At 62.8% G+C, this 16,388-nt stretch carries 20 protein-coding genes, 1 other RNA gene and 2 pseudogenes; 12 read left to right on the forward strand and 11 right to left on the reverse strand.

What is annotated here, in order from left to right:
- The first annotated feature begins 113 nt into the window (after positions 1-113).
- The 3 genes from O7A61_RS05220 to O7A61_RS05230 all read left to right on the forward strand — a co-directional run bounded on the left by O7A61_RS05220 (position 114) and on the right by O7A61_RS05230 (position 1,306).
- Positions 114-374, forward strand: a complete 261-nt coding sequence (locus tag O7A61_RS05220) for a DUF2312 domain-containing protein (protein ID WP_015315223.1) — start codon at positions 114-116, stop codon at positions 372-374.
- A 192-nt stretch (positions 375-566) separates the two neighbouring features.
- Positions 567-1,010 carry a hypothetical protein gene (locus O7A61_RS05225; RefSeq protein ID WP_140509910.1) on the forward strand — a complete coding sequence of 148 codons (444 nt, stop codon included), beginning with the start codon at positions 567-569 and terminating at the stop codon, positions 1,008-1,010.
- Positions 1,007-1,306 carry a hypothetical protein gene (locus O7A61_RS05230; protein WP_337128842.1) on the forward strand — a complete coding sequence of 100 codons (300 nt, stop codon included), beginning with the start codon at positions 1,007-1,009 and terminating at the stop codon, positions 1,304-1,306. The genes O7A61_RS05225 and O7A61_RS05230 overlap by 4 nt, the downstream gene beginning before the upstream one ends.
- Before the next feature lie 63 nt (positions 1,307-1,369).
- On the opposite strand, the gene msrB is transcribed toward O7A61_RS05230, so the two are convergent.
- The 5 genes and pseudogenes from msrB to O7A61_RS05255 all read right to left on the reverse strand — a co-directional run bounded on the left by msrB (position 1,370) and on the right by O7A61_RS05255 (position 5,278).
- Positions 1,370-1,774 carry a peptide-methionine (R)-S-oxide reductase MsrB gene (gene msrB / locus O7A61_RS05235; protein WP_027141754.1) on the reverse strand — a complete coding sequence of 135 codons (405 nt, stop codon included), beginning with the start codon at positions 1,772-1,774 and terminating at the stop codon, positions 1,370-1,372.
- A gap of 112 nt (positions 1,775-1,886) precedes the next feature.
- Positions 1,887-2,685, reverse strand: a pseudogene (locus tag O7A61_RS05240) (MBL fold metallo-hydrolase).
- Between the two features lie 18 nt (positions 2,686-2,703).
- Positions 2,704-3,894 (reverse strand): vWA domain-containing protein, encoded by a 1,191-nt coding sequence (locus tag O7A61_RS05245; protein ID WP_337128844.1) that lies wholly within the window; start codon positions 3,892-3,894, stop codon positions 2,704-2,706.
- A gap of 6 nt (positions 3,895-3,900) precedes the next feature.
- Positions 3,901-4,346, reverse strand: a pseudogene (locus O7A61_RS05250) (GNAT family N-acetyltransferase).
- Between the two features lie 92 nt (positions 4,347-4,438).
- On the reverse strand, positions 4,439-5,278 hold the full coding sequence (locus O7A61_RS05255; RefSeq protein ID WP_140508906.1) for an AAA family ATPase: 840 nt from the start codon (positions 5,276-5,278) through the stop codon (positions 4,439-4,441).
- 144 nt (positions 5,279-5,422) lie between these two features.
- Here O7A61_RS05255 and ssrS point away from each other — a divergent pair.
- The 4 genes from ssrS (at position 5,423) to O7A61_RS05275 (ending at position 7,974) form a co-directional block, all read left to right on the forward strand.
- Positions 5,423-5,578: non-coding RNA, 6S RNA (gene ssrS / locus O7A61_RS05260), on the forward strand.
- Positions 5,579-5,662: 84 nt separating this feature from the next.
- Positions 5,663-6,250 (forward strand): 5-formyltetrahydrofolate cyclo-ligase, encoded by a 588-nt coding sequence (locus O7A61_RS05265; RefSeq protein ID WP_027141761.1) that lies wholly within the window; start codon positions 5,663-5,665, stop codon positions 6,248-6,250.
- A 63-nt stretch (positions 6,251-6,313) separates the two neighbouring features.
- A complete protein-coding gene (locus O7A61_RS05270; protein ID WP_140713096.1) occupies positions 6,314-7,138 on the forward strand; it encodes a TIGR00282 family metallophosphoesterase in 825 nt (274 codons plus the stop codon).
- Between the two features lie 68 nt (positions 7,139-7,206).
- Complete coding sequence (locus O7A61_RS05275; protein ID WP_027141763.1) at positions 7,207-7,974, forward strand: TerC family protein; 768 nt, start codon at positions 7,207-7,209, stop codon at positions 7,972-7,974.
- A 122-nt stretch (positions 7,975-8,096) separates the two neighbouring features.
- Here O7A61_RS05275 and O7A61_RS05280 read toward each other — a convergent pair whose 3' ends face one another.
- From O7A61_RS05280 to O7A61_RS05290, 3 genes are read right to left on the reverse strand one after another with little or no spacing between them, the layout of a single operon-like run.
- Positions 8,097-8,564: an SRPBCC family protein gene (locus O7A61_RS05280; RefSeq protein WP_337128848.1), complete on the reverse strand. Its 468-nt coding sequence runs from the start codon at positions 8,562-8,564 to the stop codon at positions 8,097-8,099.
- Between the two features lie 25 nt (positions 8,565-8,589).
- Positions 8,590-8,952, reverse strand: coding sequence for a hypothetical protein (locus tag O7A61_RS05285; protein ID WP_337128850.1), 363 nt, complete (start codon positions 8,950-8,952; stop codon positions 8,590-8,592).
- Between the two features lie 16 nt (positions 8,953-8,968).
- Positions 8,969-9,451: an SRPBCC domain-containing protein gene (locus O7A61_RS05290; RefSeq protein WP_337128852.1), complete on the reverse strand. Its 483-nt coding sequence runs from the start codon at positions 9,449-9,451 to the stop codon at positions 8,969-8,971.
- A 51-nt stretch (positions 9,452-9,502) separates the two neighbouring features.
- On the opposite strand from O7A61_RS05290, the gene O7A61_RS05295 reads away from it, so the two are divergent.
- From O7A61_RS05295 to O7A61_RS05305, 3 genes are all read left to right on the forward strand, one after another.
- Positions 9,503-9,826: an ArsR/SmtB family transcription factor gene (locus O7A61_RS05295; protein WP_337128884.1), complete on the forward strand. Its 324-nt coding sequence runs from the start codon at positions 9,503-9,505 to the stop codon at positions 9,824-9,826.
- A gap of 199 nt (positions 9,827-10,025) precedes the next feature.
- On the forward strand, positions 10,026-10,775 hold the full coding sequence (locus O7A61_RS05300; RefSeq protein ID WP_027141768.1) for a YebC/PmpR family DNA-binding transcriptional regulator: 750 nt from the start codon (positions 10,026-10,028) through the stop codon (positions 10,773-10,775).
- Between the two features lie 17 nt (positions 10,776-10,792).
- A complete protein-coding gene (locus O7A61_RS05305; RefSeq protein ID WP_032934919.1) occupies positions 10,793-11,089 on the forward strand; it encodes a SelT/SelW/SelH family protein in 297 nt (98 codons plus the stop codon).
- 219 nt (positions 11,090-11,308) lie between these two features.
- On the opposite strand, the gene O7A61_RS05310 is transcribed toward O7A61_RS05305, so the two are convergent.
- Entirely contained in the window at positions 11,309-11,788 is a 480-nt protein-coding gene (locus tag O7A61_RS05310) for an anthrone oxygenase family protein (RefSeq protein ID WP_337128855.1), read from the reverse strand.
- A gap of 145 nt (positions 11,789-11,933) precedes the next feature.
- Between O7A61_RS05310 and O7A61_RS05315 the strand changes: the two genes are divergently transcribed.
- Positions 11,934-12,563 carry a TetR/AcrR family transcriptional regulator gene (locus O7A61_RS05315; protein ID WP_337128857.1) on the forward strand — a complete coding sequence of 210 codons (630 nt, stop codon included), beginning with the start codon at positions 11,934-11,936 and terminating at the stop codon, positions 12,561-12,563.
- An 84-nt stretch (positions 12,564-12,647) separates the two neighbouring features.
- On the opposite strand, the gene rpmE is transcribed toward O7A61_RS05315, so the two are convergent.
- Positions 12,648-12,869 carry a 50S ribosomal protein L31 gene (rpmE, locus tag O7A61_RS05320; protein WP_010912060.1) on the reverse strand — a complete coding sequence of 74 codons (222 nt, stop codon included), beginning with the start codon at positions 12,867-12,869 and terminating at the stop codon, positions 12,648-12,650.
- Positions 12,870-13,074: 205 nt separating this feature from the next.
- On the opposite strand from rpmE, the gene O7A61_RS05325 reads away from it, so the two are divergent.
- Positions 13,075-14,874, forward strand: a complete 1,800-nt coding sequence (locus O7A61_RS05325) for an ABC transporter transmembrane domain-containing protein (protein ID WP_337128859.1) — start codon at positions 13,075-13,077, stop codon at positions 14,872-14,874.
- A gap of 21 nt (positions 14,875-14,895) precedes the next feature.
- Here O7A61_RS05325 and O7A61_RS05330 read toward each other — a convergent pair whose 3' ends face one another.
- Entirely contained in the window at positions 14,896-16,380 is a 1,485-nt protein-coding gene (locus O7A61_RS05330; protein WP_337128861.1) for a carboxypeptidase M32, read from the reverse strand.
- Positions 16,381-16,388: the final 8 nt, after the last annotated feature.

Genomic DNA, 16,388 nt, shown 5'->3' on the forward strand with positions numbered 1-16,388 from the left:
GGCGAGCTGTTCGATAACGGCTTGACCCGCCGGCCTGGGTCGGGCATCGAACCGCTGAAATTCGCCGCGGCACGTTCCCCGAGTCGCGGCGCGGAACCGATTTTGGAGAAAACATGGCCGACGATATCACCGAGACCAGCCAGACTGTTGCCGCCGGCCAGCTGCGTGCCTTGATCGAACGCATCGAGCGGCTCGAGGAAGAAAAGAAGACGATATCCGACGACATCAAGGAAGTCTTCGCCGAGGCCAAGGGCACCGGCTTCGACACCAAGGCAATCCGCACCATCATCCGGTTGCGCAAGAAGGACCAGGCCGAGCGCCAGGAGGAGGATGCCATCCTCGATCTGTACATGGCCGCGCTCGGCATGGTCTAAGAGCCTGTTTGGAAATTCTACTCCAGCGGCCATCTGATGGCGTTTTCTGCGCTTCCGTTGCTCACGGACCAATGTCCGCTGCGCTACGGTTCTCGAAACCACCACCACATGACTGACCGGAGCGAATTTCGAAACAGCCTCTAAGGCTCAGCAACGGTCTTAACCCGGGTGATGCTGGAGCGGCATCTAACCATGAGCGAATTCGACTTCGGCGGCCGTCGCGCCTCGGAATTCCGCCATCGCGGCTTCTGGTCGCTGTTTGCCGAACGGCATCCGGAAGAAAGGGCCCGGCTGGCGCGGCGCGGACCCTGGTTCTGGCAGCGCGGGCTGCCCGACTTCGCACTGGTCCTTTCCATGTATGTCGCGCCGGCGCAGAACCATGTCGGCGTCTTCTTCGGCCGCAACGAGAAGTTCGGCGCCACGCAAAGCTGGTCGCGGCTGGAGCCGTTCCGGCCGGCAATCGAAGACAGGCTGAAACTCAGGCCGGAACAAAGCTGCGAAGGCCTCGGCATCAATTCGATGTGGCGGGTCAATTGCTTTCCCGAGGACAACTGGCCTGCCATGACCGACTGGCTGGTGACGGAATGCTCACGGGTCGAGCGCGCCGTAACCGAAGTGCTGGGGCAGGGTAAGTGATCGCGGATTTCTTCCGCTCGCGTTGGCTTGGCGAGGTGCCGGTCGACCGGCTGTTCTGGCGTGACATGATGCTTGTCGGGACCGTGATCAATATTGCGTCGTCTGCTGCGGCGCTGATCCTGCTTGGGCTGAAGATGCCGCTCGGTCTTGTCCTGGCGGTGCATTTTGCACCGGTGCCCTACAACGTCTTCCTGACTTTGGCGGTCTGGCGCACGGCTGAGAAGGCCGGCGGTGCCAGGGCTTCGCTCTTCATGCTGGGATCAGTGCTCTGGCTGATCGCCACGATCGTCGTCTGACGAGGCGACCCGTACGAAAAAGGGCGGCCGGAGCCGCCCTTCGCGAGAAATGATGACGCCTGTTCAGGCCGCGGGCTCGAATTTCAGCGCCACGCCATTGATGCAGTAGCGCAGGCCGGTCGGCGGCGGGCCGTCCTCGAAGACATGGCCCAGATGGCTGCCGCAACGAGAGCAGTGGCATTCGGTACGGACCATGCCGTAACTGCGGTCGACCGTGTTCTCGACCGAGCCCGGAACGGGATCGTTGAAGCTCGGCCAGCCGGTGCCGCTCTCGAATTTCAGCGTGGATTGGAACAGCGGCTGGTCGCAGCCAACGCAGGAAAAAGTGCCGGCACGCTTCTCATAGAGCAGGGCGCAGCTCCCCGGCCGCTCGGTGCCATGGTTGCGCATGACCGCGTATTGCTCCGGCGTCAGCCGGGCGCGCCATTCGGCGTCGGTGCGGGTTACGGGGTAGGTGTGGGTGTCCATTTGATCTCCTCAGCCTTGGCGGCTCGTTCTTGGTTGCAACCGGATATTCGCAACAAGATAGGCGTTTGTTACGGCATGTGCCCGCATTTTCGAGCGGACCACCTGGAATTCCTCAGGCGATCGCCGCGAGATAGCGCGTGACGGAGGCGGCCAGCGCCGTCTTCGCATCGCTGATGATGTTCTGGTTCCACCATGCGCCGTAGATGTCGTCGAAGGCGAACGGCGCAAGGGCTGCCGCGATGCGGTGTATGGCGGCAGCATTGAGCGGGATCTGGTTCGGATAGCTGTACATGAAGCTGACATGGCGGCGTGTCGGCGTCACCTGCAGGATATCGCCGGTCAGCAGGGCATCGGCACCGTCGCGTTTCCAGTGCAGCACCTGGCCGCCGGCAAAGTGGCCGCCGCAGCGGATGAGTGTCAGCGACGGGTTGATGGCCAGCGTCTCGCCTTGCCAACTGACGATCGAGCGATGCGGCCGCATGATCCATTGCCGGTCGTCGGCATGGAGATAGATCGGCACGCCGCCAAACGCCTCGCTCCATTCGACCATCACCGAATAGTAATGGCAGTGCGAGATGGCGATCGCGGCGAGGCCGCCGCGGCGGTTGATCTCCGCCACCGCCTCGTCGCTTACCATCGAGATGCAGTCCCATAGCACATTGCCGTGCGGCGTTTGCGCCAGCAGCGCCCGCTGGCCGATGGCGAAGCGCGGCTCGATGCCCAAACGCGAGCACGCCGGCGTCGTCCTTCATCACCAGCCGATGCGCGGCGGCGAGTTGTTGCGGCGTGGTCCAGGCCTGGCCCTCCCAGCGCACATACTGCCGTTCGTCCTCGCAAATCGGGCAGTGTCGCGGTGGCGTTTCCGTCGCCGCGAACTGGACGCCGCACTGCAAGCAGAGGAAGCAGGTCATCTGATCTCCCGTGGGCCTTCAGTGCTTTCTTGAAAGCTGCTTCGTAGCACCTTCGAGCCCGGCTAGTGTCAGCGGAAACATGCGGCCGCCGAAGATGTCACGGATCATCGCGATCGAATGGTTAAAGCCCCAGTTCTTTTCGCTCTCGGGGTTAAGCCACACCGCGTTCGGCCATTGCTGCAGCAGCCGGCCGAGCCAAACGGTTCCGGCCTCGGGGTTCCAGTGTTCCACCGAGCCGCCGGGGTGGGCGATCTCGTATGGGCTCATCGAGGCATCGCCGACGACGATGACCTTATAGTCCGGACCATATTTGTGGAGGAGGTCAAAGGTCGGAATCACCTCGGCATGGCGGCGGCGATTGTCCTTCCACACGCCTTCGTAGATGCAGTTGTGGAAATAGAAATATTCGAGCTGGCGGAATTCGGCGCGGGCGGCCGAAAACAGTTCCTCGACGCTTTTGATATGGTCGTCCATCGAGCCGCCGACATCGAAGAACATCAGGAGCTTCACCGCATTGCGGCGCTCGGGCCGTGTCTTGACGTCGAGATAGCCGTGCTCGGCGGTGGCGTGGATGGTACCGGGCAGGTCGAACTCTTCCTCCGCGCCTTCGCGGACCCAGCGGCGCAGCCGCTTCAGCGCGACCTTGATGTTGCGGGTGCCGAGTTCGATGGCATCGTCGAAATTCCTGAACTCGCGCTTGTCCCAGACCTTCACCGCGCGGCGGTTGCGGCTTTCATGCTGGCCGATGCGGACGCCTTCGGGGTTGTAGCCATAGGCGCCGAAGGGCGAGGTGCCGCCGGTGCCGATCCATTTCGAGCCACCCTGGTGGCGGCCCTTTTGTTCCTCGAGCCGCTGCTTCAGCGTCTCCATCAGTTTGTCGAAGCCGCCAAGCGCCTCGACCAGCTTTTTCTCCTCCTCGGTCAGGTGTTTCTCGGCGAGCCGGCGCAGCCATTCCTCTGGAATGTCGGCGACATTGACGGCATCCCGGCCACCCAGCGCCTCGATGCCCTTGAAGACATGCGCGAACACCTGGTCGAAGCGGTCGATATGACGCTCGTCCTTCACCAGGGCGGCGCGGGCAAGGTAGTAAAATCCCTCGACATCATAGTCGACCAGTCCGGCTTCCAGCCCTTCCAGCAGAGAGAGGTATTCCCTGAGCGAAACGGGAACACGCGCTGCCTTCAGTTCGAGGAAGAAGGGGATGAACATGGCCGGTTACAGCAAATCATACTCGATAAAGCCGGTGCGGCGCGCGACGCGGTCGTAGAGCTTGCGCGCGGTGGTGTTGGTCTCGTGCGTCATCCAATAGACGTTCTTCACGCCAATCTTGCCGGCCTCCTGCTTCACCGCCTCGATCAGGGCCGCGCCGATGCCCTTGCCGCGCACTTGCGGGTCGGCGAACAGGTCCTGCAGGTAGCAGTTGTTTTTTTCCGACCAGCCGGAGCGGTGGTAGAGATAGTGGGTGAGGCCGACCGCCTTGCCGTCGAGGGTAGCGATAAACCCTTCGGCTCGAACTCGCCTTCGGTGAACAGCCGTTTCCAGGTGACGGCGTAGACCTCTTCCGGCAGCGTGGTTTCGTAGAAGGTCAGATAGTCGGTCCACAAGCGGCGCCAGTCGGCGTGGTCGGATTGCGCGAGCGGGCGGACAACAATCTCAGACATTTTATCTCCTCCGAAGGGTTCCGGCCGTAGCTGACGTGCTCTTCGGCCGGCGGCAACGGTCCACAGCCGAGGAAAGCGCTATCGCTGCGGTCCTATTGCTGCCGTCTGGCCATGAAGGCCAGCCGCTCGAACAGGTGCACGTCCTGCTCGTTCTTCAACAGGGCGCCGTGCAGCTTGGGCAGCGCGTTCTTGGCGTCGGCGCGCAAATCCTCTGGCGCGATGTCATCGGCGACCAGCAGGCGGATCCAGTCCAACGCCTCCGATGTCGACGGCTTTTTCTTCAGCCCCGGCACGTCACGGATTTCGTAGAATTGGGTCAGCGCCGCGCGCACCAGGTTCTGCTTGATGCCGGGATAGTGGACATCGACGATCCTGTGCAGCGTGTCGACATCGGGAAAGCGGATATAGTGGAAGAAGCAGCGGCGCAGGAAGGCGTCCGGCAGTTCCTTCTCGTTGTTGGAAGTGATGATGACGATCGGCCGCACCGCAGCGCGGATGGTCTCGCCGGTCTCGTAGACGAAGAACTCCATCCGGTCGAGTTCCTGCAGCAGGTCGTTGGGGAACTCGATGTCGGCCTTGTCGATCTCGTCGATCAGAAGCACGACCTTCTTGCCGGCCGCGAATGCCTCCCAAAGCTTGCCGCGCTTGATGTAGTTCTTGATGTCGTTGAACCTGAGATCGCCGAGCTGGCTGTCGCGCAGCCGCGACACGGCATCGTACTCGTAAAGACCTTGCTGCGCCCGTGTTGTCGATTTGACATGCCATTCGATGAGGTCGAGGCCGAGTGCCGCCGCCACCTGGCGGGCAAGTTCCGTCTTGCCGGTGCCGGGCTCGCCCTTGACCAGCAACGGCCGCTCCAGCGCGATCGCCGCGTTGACCGCCACCATCAGATCCTTGTCGGCGACATAGGCCGCCGTGCCTTCGAAACGCATTTTTGCTCCTCGGTTCGTTCCGGAGACCGTAAGGAGGCCCTCTGGTCCGCGCAAGGGCGGGTCTGCAACGGCAATGAGGCCAACCGGTGCGGAAAGAGCGCCGTCTCTCTGGCGCTCGGACCACCATCGGCCTATATTGGCGGAGGCGGTCTGCGCTTCCCGGCAGGAGACACTTTTCCCCGGGGCCTTAATGATCCTTAGGGAGCTGTCCCTGGGAAGACCCGTGGGTTTTCTCATACGGCGCCCACCTACTTTGTAGGCACCCGGGATCGACCTCTCCACCGGTTGTGTGGATCGTCACTTGTCGCAAGGCGTCCACGCAACGCGGTGGAAAACGTCGCTCTTGAGACCTCACACAGTTCTGACCTTTTCTACCTTGGCCGCATGACATCTCCCAAAGACCTAAAAAAACGGCTGCGCCTCGAGGCACTCGCCCGCCGCGACGCGCTTGATGAATTCTGGCGGGTCGAGGCCGCGCTCGAAATGGCGGAGACGGCGCGCGACCGTCTGGAGGTCGGGTCCGGTCAGATCGTCTCCGGTTTCTGGCCAATGCGCTCGGAGGTGGATGTCAGGCCATTGATGTTCGCCTTGCGCGAGAAGGGCGCACGGCTCTGCCTGCCCGCCATTCTCGACAAGACCACCATCGTCTTTCGCGAGCTGGTGCGTGGCGCGCCGATGGTCGACATGGGCTTTGGCACGGTCGGACCGCACGCGGAGGCCGAAGTTCTCGACCCCTCGGTCATGCTGGTGCCGCTCGCCGCCTTCGACGCGCGCGGCCACCGCATCGGTTATGGCGCCGGCTATTACGATCGCGCGATCGCGAAGCTCGTCGACAAGGGGCATGCGCCCCGGCTGGTCGGCATCGCCTTCGACTGCCAAGAAGTTTCGCAAGTTCCGGACGAACCCCATGACGTGGTCATCGCGGAAATACTCACCGAGAGCGGGTTGCGCCGCTTTGCACCAAAATTGTAGATAGTTCTTTGAAACGCATGATCTTTGCCGAAAAGTCATGCAACTTTTCGGGATCAGGCATAGATGAGACTTCTCTTCCTCGGGGACATGGTCGGTAAGACGGGCCGCACCGCGGTGTGGGAACAACTGCCTGGCCTGATCTCCGACTTCAAACTCGATTTCGTCATCGTCAACGGCGAGAACGCCGCCGGCGGCTTCGGCATCACCGAAGAGATTTTTCGCGAGACGATCGCGGCGGGCTGCGATGTCGTGACCACCGGCAACCATGTCTGGGACCAGCGCGACGCGCTGGCCTTCGCGCCGCGCGAGCAGCGTTTCCTGCGGCCCTCCAATTTTCCCAAAGGCACGCCAGGGCGCGGCTCCGGCGTCTATATCGCCAGGAGCGGCGCGCGTGTGCTGGTCGCCAACATCATGGGCCGGGTATTCATGCATCCCGAGCTCGATGATCCGTTCCAGGCCGGCGAACGCGAGCTTGCGGCCTGTCCGCTCGGCGAGCAGGCGGATGCGGTGGTGATCGACTTCCACGCCGAGGCAACCTCGGAAAAGATGTGCTTCGCGCATTTCGTCGACGGCCGCGCCAGCCTCGTCGTCGGCACCCACACGCACCAGCCCACCGCCGATCACCAGATCCTCAATGGCGGCACCGGCTACCTGTCGGATGCCGGCATGTGCGGTGACTACGATTCCTCGCTTGGCATGGACAAGGAAGAACCGCTCAACCGGTTCCTGTCGAAGGTGCCGAAAGGCCGTTTCGAAGCGGCGATCGGCCCGGCGACATTGTGCGGGGTCGGCGTGAATATCTCCGACCGCACCGGGCTGACCGAGAAGATCGCGCCGTTTCGTCGCGGCCCCCGGCTGGAGGAAACGGCTCCCTCCTTCTGGTCATGACATTGATATAGGCGTTCGCAATACCCAATTGCCGGCGACACTGCTCTAGATCGTAGGGGACGACCTCCATGCAGCTTATCGAATTCCTGGCGCCGCATTTTCAATTCGTTTCCGACCCGACCGCCTGGGTCGCGTTGCTGACGCTGGTGGTGCTCGAGATCGTGCTCGGCATCGACAATCTGATCTTCATCTCCATCCTGACCAACAAGCTGCCCGTGGAGCAGAGGGCTCGTGCGCGCCGCCTTGGCATCTCGGCGGCGCTGATCATGCGCCTGGTGCTGCTTGCCACCATTTCCATCATCGTCCAGCTGACGACGCCGGTGTTCACGGCCTTAGGCCACGGCTTCTCCTGGCGCGACCTGATCCTGATCGCAGGCGGCCTGTTCCTGGTGTGGAAGGCGACCAAGGAAATCCACCACACGGTCGATCCCGACGACCATCAGGACACGATGCTGGGCGAAACGCTCAAGATCTCGCTTGCCGGCGCGATCTTCCAGATCCTGCTGCTCGACCTCGTCTTCTCGATCGATTCCATCATCACCGCCGTCGGCATGACCGACGAGATCGCCATCATGTACATCGCGGTCATCGTGGCCGTCACGGCGATGATGCTTGCCGCCGGACCGCTGGCGGACTTCATCGCCAAGAACCCGAGCATCGTCATGCTGGCGCTGGGCTTCCTGCTGATGATCGGCATGACACTGATCGCCGACGGCATGGGCTACCATGTGCCCAAGGGCTACATCTATGCCGCGATGGGTTTTTCGGCGCTGGTCGAAGGGCTCAACATGCTGGCGCGACGGCGCAAGAAAGCGAAATCCGGCGACGGGCACTGAGACCGACCGGATCGGACGAGCCTCGGCATTTCCGGCGAGAACAGGATCGCCTCCAATGCGCTATCTCTTTGCTTTACGCAATTCCGAACGCAAAAGCGCTTCGCACTTTTGCTGGAATTGATTTAATGCCCCGGAACACCCTTAGGGTGGCGGTCGGCGATCAGGCCCAGCGTCAGGCCCTGTTCCAGCCAGGCCTTGGCGCCGGCGAGCACAAGCGCAAAGCCGCCGGTTGAGCCGACCGCTCCCTTCACTTGCTCATCGCCATTCCCGGCAAAGCCGAAATTCCGGATCTCGAGGAAGGTCGCCTCGCCAGGCATTTCGGTGAAGGTCCAGACCACCGTGGTCGGCGGATCGCTCCACGTCATGACGATCTTCTTGTCCCTGACGATCTCGCTGACATCGACGGTCGTCGAGACGCCATACATGCGCCACTCCCACTGAACCGGCTTGCCGCCATCAAGCCGGCCGCTGCCGTGGGTGAACCAGAATTGGGTCGTGATCGCCGGGTCGACGATGGCTTCGAAAACATCAGCGACCGGCCGCCGGATCAGCATGGCGGCTTCGGCTGTCGGTGTTTCACGGATTTCCATGGCGATCTCCTTTTCGAATACGCGCTCACCAGGCGTCGGGTTCGCGTACCATGTGAATGATGTTGGCCGGATTGGTGATCCAGCCACCTCGGAAACCCAAGCCCAATGGCTCAATGGCATCGCAACGCACAACGCCCGCCTTGGCCAGATGATCCGCGGCGCCCGGAAAATCCTGCGTGAAAAGCTCCAGCCAGATCTCGGCTTGGCTCATCATCGGCGCTTCGTCGATCCACAGCCTGACAGGCCCAAGTTCGAAGCCGATGGCCGGCGCCTTGGTGGTGAACGGCTCCAGGCCGACGACGTCGCGGTAGAAGGCGACCGTCGCTTCGTACTGGTGCGACGGCACCTTCATGGCGATGTTGATGCCGCCGGTGATCTTCGCGGTCATTGCTGGGTTCCGTTTTTTAAATGTTGTTTTCGCTGGCGGGCTCGCCCTTCATCTCGCTGCGGTAATAACCGTCGCGCAGATTGATGCCGTATTCGACATAGGCCTTCATGCAGGCCAGCATCTGCGACCAGCCCTCGCAATTCAGGTAGGACTTCTTCAGGCCGACCGCGCCTTCCTGCCAGCCGCTCTCGGCGATGGTGACGAAGGTGCCGCCATCGTCGAGCGGCTCGAAATTCATCTCGATGCGGGTCTTGTAGGCGGGCTTGCCGTCGGCGTCGGTGGCATCCCAGCGCAACACGATGCGGCTGTCCTTGACCACTTCGTCGACCTCGACCGGCACCTTGCCCCACCAGACGACACCCGAACCGGCAACCAATGGCGCGCTGGCGCCGCCGATGGTGGTGAAATAACCGCTGAGCTTCTTCGGATTGACGACCGCGTCGAAGACTTCGGCGACCGGTTTACCGATGCGCCCTGAAACCCTGAATCCAAGAGACATATCCACAGCTCCTTGCTTGATCGCGACAACGATACGTTATATAAACATAACATGTCAAGCCGATCGCAGGACGACAATGTTTTCAAGGCGCTGGCGCATCCTCGCCGGCGCGAAATGCTGGATCGGTTGAAAGACGAGCCAAAGACCACCGGCATGCTATGCGATGCCTTTCCCGACATCGACCGCTGCACTGTCATGCTCCATCTCAAGGTGCTGGAGGAGGCAGATCTGATCGTTGCGCTTCGTGATGGACGCGAGCGCTGGAACCATCTCAACGCGCTGCCGATCAAGCAGATCCACGACCGCTGGATCAGCCAGTATGCCGGTCTTGCGCTCAGCATCATCGACCGGCTGAAGTCCGATCTGGAAGCATAGGCACGGCCAGGATCGCCGCGGCACGGCGCGGCTGGACGAATTGAGCCGATTTATCTATAAGCCGGCCATTCCGACAAAGAGCGCCGCGCGTCCACCCGGACGCATCAGGACGTTCTGAAATTTTGAATTCGAGCCTTTTGCAAAGGCGAGGTGACCCACCTCGCCGCAAGACGCTCTAGCCGAACACGACAGGGGTGCCATGGCTGGCCATTCACAGTTCAAGAACATCATGCACCGCAAGGGCCGTCAGGACGCGGTGCGGTCGAAAATGTTTTCCAAGCTGGCGCGCGAAATCACCGTTGCCGCCAAGAGCGGGACGCCCGATCCATCGATGAACCCGCGCCTGCGCCTGGCGATCCAGAACGCCAAGGCGGTGTCGATGCCGAAGGACAACATCCAGCGCGCCATCAACAAGGCCTCGATGGGCGATGCCGAAAACTATGAAGCCGTGCGCTACGAAGGTTATGGGCCGGGCGGCGTCGCCGTGATCGTCGAGGCACTGACCGACAACCGCAACCGGTCGGCGTCCAATGTCCGTGCCGCCTTCACCAAGGCCGGCGGCGCGCTCGGCGAAACCGGATCGGTGTCGTTCATGTGGGACCGCGCCGGCGAAATCTACTATCCGGCTTCCGCCGGCAGTGCCGACAAGATCATGGACGCGGCCATCGAAGCCGGTGCCGACGACGTCGAATCGGACGAGGAAGGCCACACGATCTATTGCGCCTTCGAGACTCTTGGCGAGGTGTCCAAGGCGCTTGAAGCCTCGCTCGGCGAGGCCGAATCGGTCAAGGCGATCTGGAAGCCGCAGAACAATGTCCCGGTCGACGAAGAGCGGGCGCAGTCTCTGATGAAGCTGGTTGCGACGCTCGAGGACGATGACGACGTGCAAAGCGTGTACGCCAACTTCGAAGTCGACGACGAAACCTTGGCCAGGCTCAGCGCGGCGTGAGTGAAGACCGATCCGACATGAGCAAAGCTCGGTTGCCCGCCATCCGCATCACCTACTGCACGCAATGCCAGTGGCTGCTGCGTGCCGGCTGGATGGCGCAGGAGCTGCTCTCCACCTTCGGCACCGATCTCGGTGAGGTGACGCTGGTGCCGGGCACCGGCGGCATCTTCACCATCTCGTGCAACGATGTACTGGTCTGGGACCGCAAGCGCGACGGCGGCTTTCCGGACGCGGCGAAACTCAAGCAGTTGGTCCGCGACGTGATCGATCCGGATCGTGATCTCGGTCACGCCGACCGGAAGGCGAAGAGCTGATATCTTCCCGCGAAAGCGGGACGTTCCCTTGCCGCGCCTCTTTCCGAAACAGCACCGATACCGGCGCCGATCGCTATGCCCATGCCGATGCCGACGGCGCGGTCATCCATCGCCACGCCAAGAGCAGCGCCGAGGCCGACGCCGATCGAAATGCCATGGTCGGATAAGGATCGTTCACGACTCTTCTCCCGACAATGCTTATGGCCGCCTGTAAACATGTCAACGCGCGGCGAACCAGAAGGATGCCATGGCCACGATGGCGGTTACGGTGCGAACGTGGTTCCACATCACCCAGTCCCGGAGAAAGCTGGTCCATACGGCGGCGCCATTGCTGCTGGCCGGATCGACGGCGGCCAGCGCATCGTTGAGCGGCACGTTGAAGGCCATGGTCACGATCGGATTGCCGACGAGATAGATCAGCGCACCGGCCAGAAGCCAGAACGAACCCGGCTGGTTCCAGCCGATGATGGCGCCGGCGATGAGCACGATGCAGACCAGCCCGGTGCCGAAGAGTGCCGTCATGAACATCGGCGTGATGACGGTGACGTTGATCGAATTCATGGCGGCGATGCCGCCCGCCGCCGGCAGGCGAGCGAACGCCGGCATGACGAAGTTGGAGAAGGCGAAGAACACGCCGCCGACCACGCCTGCGCCCAGGGCCGCGATGAAGGTGAGGATGGGAAGAAGTTTGACAATCATGTCGGTTGCTCCAAGTGCCGGTTGCGGCGGGTTCCTCTGTTTGCAAATGTGATTAATCCTCACATTTGCAAAATGTGATAAACCCTCGTATTTTGAGAGTCAAGTCATTCGAGGCGATTGCCGGGCGCGTTTGTTGGAGACAGTCATGGAAGGCACGCCGGCCAACGAGCAGATCGCTTCGCCGCGCCGGGCACCAAGCCAGCAGCGCAGCCGCGAGCGGGTCGAGCGCATGCTGGCCGCCGCCTCGGCACTGATTGCCGAGCAAGGCAGCGATGCCATGCGTATGGGGGAGGTCGCTGAACGGGCTGGGGTGTCGATCGGATCGCTCTACCAGTTCTTTCCAGACAAGCGGGCGATCGTCTGGGCGCTGGCCGAACGCTATACGGTGGAAAGTCAGGCCTGCATCTCGGCGGCGCTCAAGGATGTTGCGGATGCAGAGGGGCTGGGCCAAGCGTTTTTGGAGTTGGTCGATATCTACTATAGGTTGTTCCTGGCCGAACCGGTGATGCGCGACATCTGGTCGGGCACGCAGGCTGACAAGGCGCTGCGCCAGCTCGAGCTCGCCGACAGCCGGGCCAATGCCGAATTCCTCGGTGCGGTGCTGAAGCGGCTACGTCCCGGCGCCGACCCCGTCTCCCTGGAGACCACGGCCTTTCTCGTCTGGCAGATGGGCGAGGCGGCCATGCGGCTGGCGATCTCGGTCGAGCGGCAGGAGGGCGACAGGCTGGTCGCAGCCTATAAGCGCATGGCGCTCAGGGAATTGCTGGCGGAATAGAGAGAGCCGAAAACTCAGCCTTCGGCCAAGCAACAAAAAACCCGCCACGAGGGCGGGCTTTTGATCTGCGAAAAAGCTCTTGCCTTAGAGGCCGAAACCTTCGAAGCGCTTCTTGAACTTCGACAGGCGGCCGCCGCGGTCGAGCAGGGTCTGCTGGCCGCCGGTCCAGGCCGGGTGGGTGGTCGGGTCGATGTCGAGGTTCATCGTATCGCCTTCCTTGCCCCAGGTCGAACGGGTCGTGTATTCGGTGCCGTCGGTCATGACGACCTTGATGGTGTGGTAATCGGGATGAATAGCGCTCTTCATGGCTCGGTTCCTGGCTTGCTGGCGCGGCTGACTGGCATAAGCCTGCGTCGATGCGCCCCTTTTTAAAACTCGAAGCCGCAGCTATTGAGGAGCCACGGCTTCTAAAACGGTCGGCGTGGCTATACATCAGCCGAAATTGAATCACAAGGCCGTGGCTCGCGCATATTGAGGCGCATACAACAAGGCGGCTAGAGGAAACACCGGGATGGCGCAATCCAGCAGCGCAGACGAGCGCCGCCGCTCGCTCAAGCCGCTCAGGCGCCTGTTCCCTTACATCGGCCGCTACCGGAAAATGGTGGCGGGCGCCGTCGTCTCGCTGGCAGTCGCGGCGATGACAACGCTGGCGCTGCCGCTGGCGGTGCGGCGCATGATCGATCATGGCTTCACGCCGGCGGGATCCACCATCATCGCTGAATATTTCGCCGCGCTGGTGGCCATGGCGGCGCTTTTGGCGGCCGCCTCGGCCGGCCGCTACTATTTCGTCATCACGCTCGGCGAGCGCGTCGTCGCCGATATCAGGCGCGACGTTTTCGCTCATGTGACGACGCTGTCGCCGGCCTTCTTTGACACTGCCCAGTCGGGCGAGATCGTGTCGCGGCTCGCCGCCGACACCACGCAGGTCAAGTCGGCGGTAGGCGCCACGGCTTCGGTCGCGCTGCGCAACGTCATCCTTGGGCTCGGCGCCGTGGCGATGATGGTTGTCACCAGCCCAAAACTGTCCAGCCTGGTCATAGCGGCCATTCCAATCATCGTGCTGCCGCTGGTCGCCTTCGGCCGCTCCGTGAGGCGCAAATCCCGGCAGGCACAGGACACGCTCGCCGAGGCGACAGCCTATGCCAGCGAGCAGATCGGCGCGGTGCGCACGCTGCAGGCCTTTACCAATGAGAAACTGGTCACCGGTCGCTTTTCGGGCGCGGTGGAAGCCGCCTTCGAGGCGGCACGTGCCTCGATCTTCGCGCGGTCCTTCCTCACCTTCTTCGCCATCTTCACCATTTTCTCGTCGGTCGTCGCGGTGTTGTGGTTCGGCTCGCGCGACGTGCTCGACGGCAATCTGTCACCCGGCACCCTTGGCCAGTTCCTGCTCTATTCGGTGTTCGCCGCCGGCGCGCTCGGCGCGCTGTCGGAAGTCTGGGGCGAACTCGCGCAAGCAGCGGGTGCGGCCGAACGGCTGACCGAGATCCTGGCCGAGACGCCGGCGATCCAGGCGCCGGCCGATCCGAAGCCGATGCCGGCAATCGTGAAGGGCGCGATCATCTTCGACGACGTCTCGTTCTCTTATCCGGCAAGGCCCGACCGCGCCGCCGTCCATGGCTTGAGTTTTTCGGTCAAACCCGGCGAGACGGTGGCGATCGTCGGTCCCTCGGGTGCCGGCAAGAGCACCGTCTTTTCGCTGATCCTGCGCTTCTACGATCCCGAAACCGGCAAGATCCTGATCGACGGCATCGACGTGCGTGAGGCTGACCCTGTCGCGGTCAGGCAGCGCATCGCCATCGTGCCGCAAGATGTCACTATCTTCGCGGCGAGCGCGCGCGACAATATCGGCTTTGGCCGGCCAGGCGCCAGCGAGGCCGAGATCGAGGCGGCGGCGAAGGATGCGTTGGCCGACGAATTCATCCTCAAGCTCGAGAACGGTTACGACAGCCAGGTCGGCGAACGCGGCGTGACGCTGTCAGGCGGCCAGCGCCAGCGGGTAGCGATCGCCCGCGCCATCCTGCGCGACGCGCCGATCCTGTTGCTCGACGAGGCGACCTCGGCCCTCGACGCCGAAAGCGAGACGCTGGTGCAGACGGCGCTCGAGCGGCTGATGCAAGGCCGCACCACCATCGTCATCGCCCACCGGCTGGCGACCGTGCTCAAGGCCGACAGGATCCTGGTCATGGATGGCGGTCGCATCGTCGAGGAAGGCACGCATCAGAGCCTGGTCATCAAGAGCGGCATCTATGCGCGGCTGGCCAAGCTGCAATTCGAGACCGGCGCCAGCGCCTTCAGGGGCGCGGCGGAATAGCGGGGCTCGATATGGCCGGTCTCATCCACCGTAGCGCTGCTTCAGGTGATTGACGAAATAAACGGCGTTGAGTTTTTCGCCGGTGGCGCGTTCGAGCAGGTCCGGCGTCGACCAGCGCGATCCCTGCGCCCATATCTTCTTGCGGCGCCAGTCGTTGATGGCCGCGAAATTCCCTTTCACCAGGTCGTCGTCGGCTGAAGGATGTTCGCGCACCAGCGCGGCCCATTGCTGCGCCGCCATTATCGCGCCCAGCGTGTAGGAGGGGAAATAGCCGAAGGCGGCACCCGGCCAGTGCACGTCCTGCATCGGCCCATCGGCCGGATTGTCGATGGTGGAGAGGCCGAGATAGTCGCGCATCTTGGCGTCCCAGGCTTCGGGTAGATCAGCCACCTCCAGCCTGCCTGAGACGAGTTCCTGCTCCAGTTCGTAGCGCAGGATGACATGCAGCGGATAGGTTACTTCGTCGGCATCCACGCGGATCAGGCCGCGCTCGACGCGATGCACATGCGGCAGGAGATCATCGAGCGACCAGGTTTCGCCGAGATGCTTTTCCACCACCGGCAGCGCCCAGTGCCAGAAAGCAGGATTGCGGCCGATCTGCTTTTCGACGAACAGGCTCTGGCTTTCATGCACGGCCATGCCGCGGGCCTTGCCGAGCGGCCAGTGCGACCATGCCTTCGGCAGGTTCTGCTCATAGAGCGCATGGCCGGTCTCGTGCAGCACGCCCATCAGCGCCGACAGGAAGTCCGATGTCTTGTAGCGGGTGGTGATGCGCACGTCGCTGGGCACGCCGCCGCAGAACGGATGGTGCGACACCGACAGCGAGCCGTGTGTCAGGTCGAAGCCGACCGCCGCCATCATGGCGAGACCGAGTTCGCGTTGCCGGTCGATGGCATAGGTGCCCGAAAGCGGCTTCAGCGGATGCCTGCGCAGCCGCGCTTCCTGGATCGCCAGCGCCTCCGGCACGAAGCCTCTAAGGAAGGCCTTCAGGTCGGCGAAGACGGGAGTGATGTCCGCCGTGCGGTTGCCGGGATCGTATTGTTCCATCAGCGCGTCATAGGGCGCGAGGCCGAGCACGTCGGAGCGCAGGGCCGCCTCTTCGCGCACCAGCGCCACCACGCCCTCGAGCGCCGGCTGGAAGCCAGCCCAGTCGTTCTTGGCGCGCAGGTCGCGCCATAGCTGCTCGCAACGCATGCGCGCCGTTGTCTGGTGTTCGACGAATTCGACCGGCAGGCAGGTCAGGTTGGTGTACTGCCGCCGCAGTTCGGTCAGGGCCGCGCGCTGCTCATCGTCCAATGCCTCGGCTTCGGCGGCGGCGATCCAGTCCGATATTTCCGGCGCGGTCGCCCTGGTGTGATACATGCCGGCCAGTGCCGCCATCGCCTCGGCGCGCTTCTCGCCACCGCCAACGGCCATATGGGTCGCTTCATCGGCGCCGAGGATGGCCAGCGCATGCTCAAGCGCTTCGAGCTTGTGGCCGAGGTCGTCGAGTTTGTGAAAGGACATGGCGGCTT

Source organism: Mesorhizobium sp. Cs1321R2N1 (assembly GCF_037179725.1).
Classification (GTDB): domain Bacteria; phylum Pseudomonadota; class Alphaproteobacteria; order Rhizobiales; family Rhizobiaceae; genus Mesorhizobium; species Mesorhizobium salmacidum.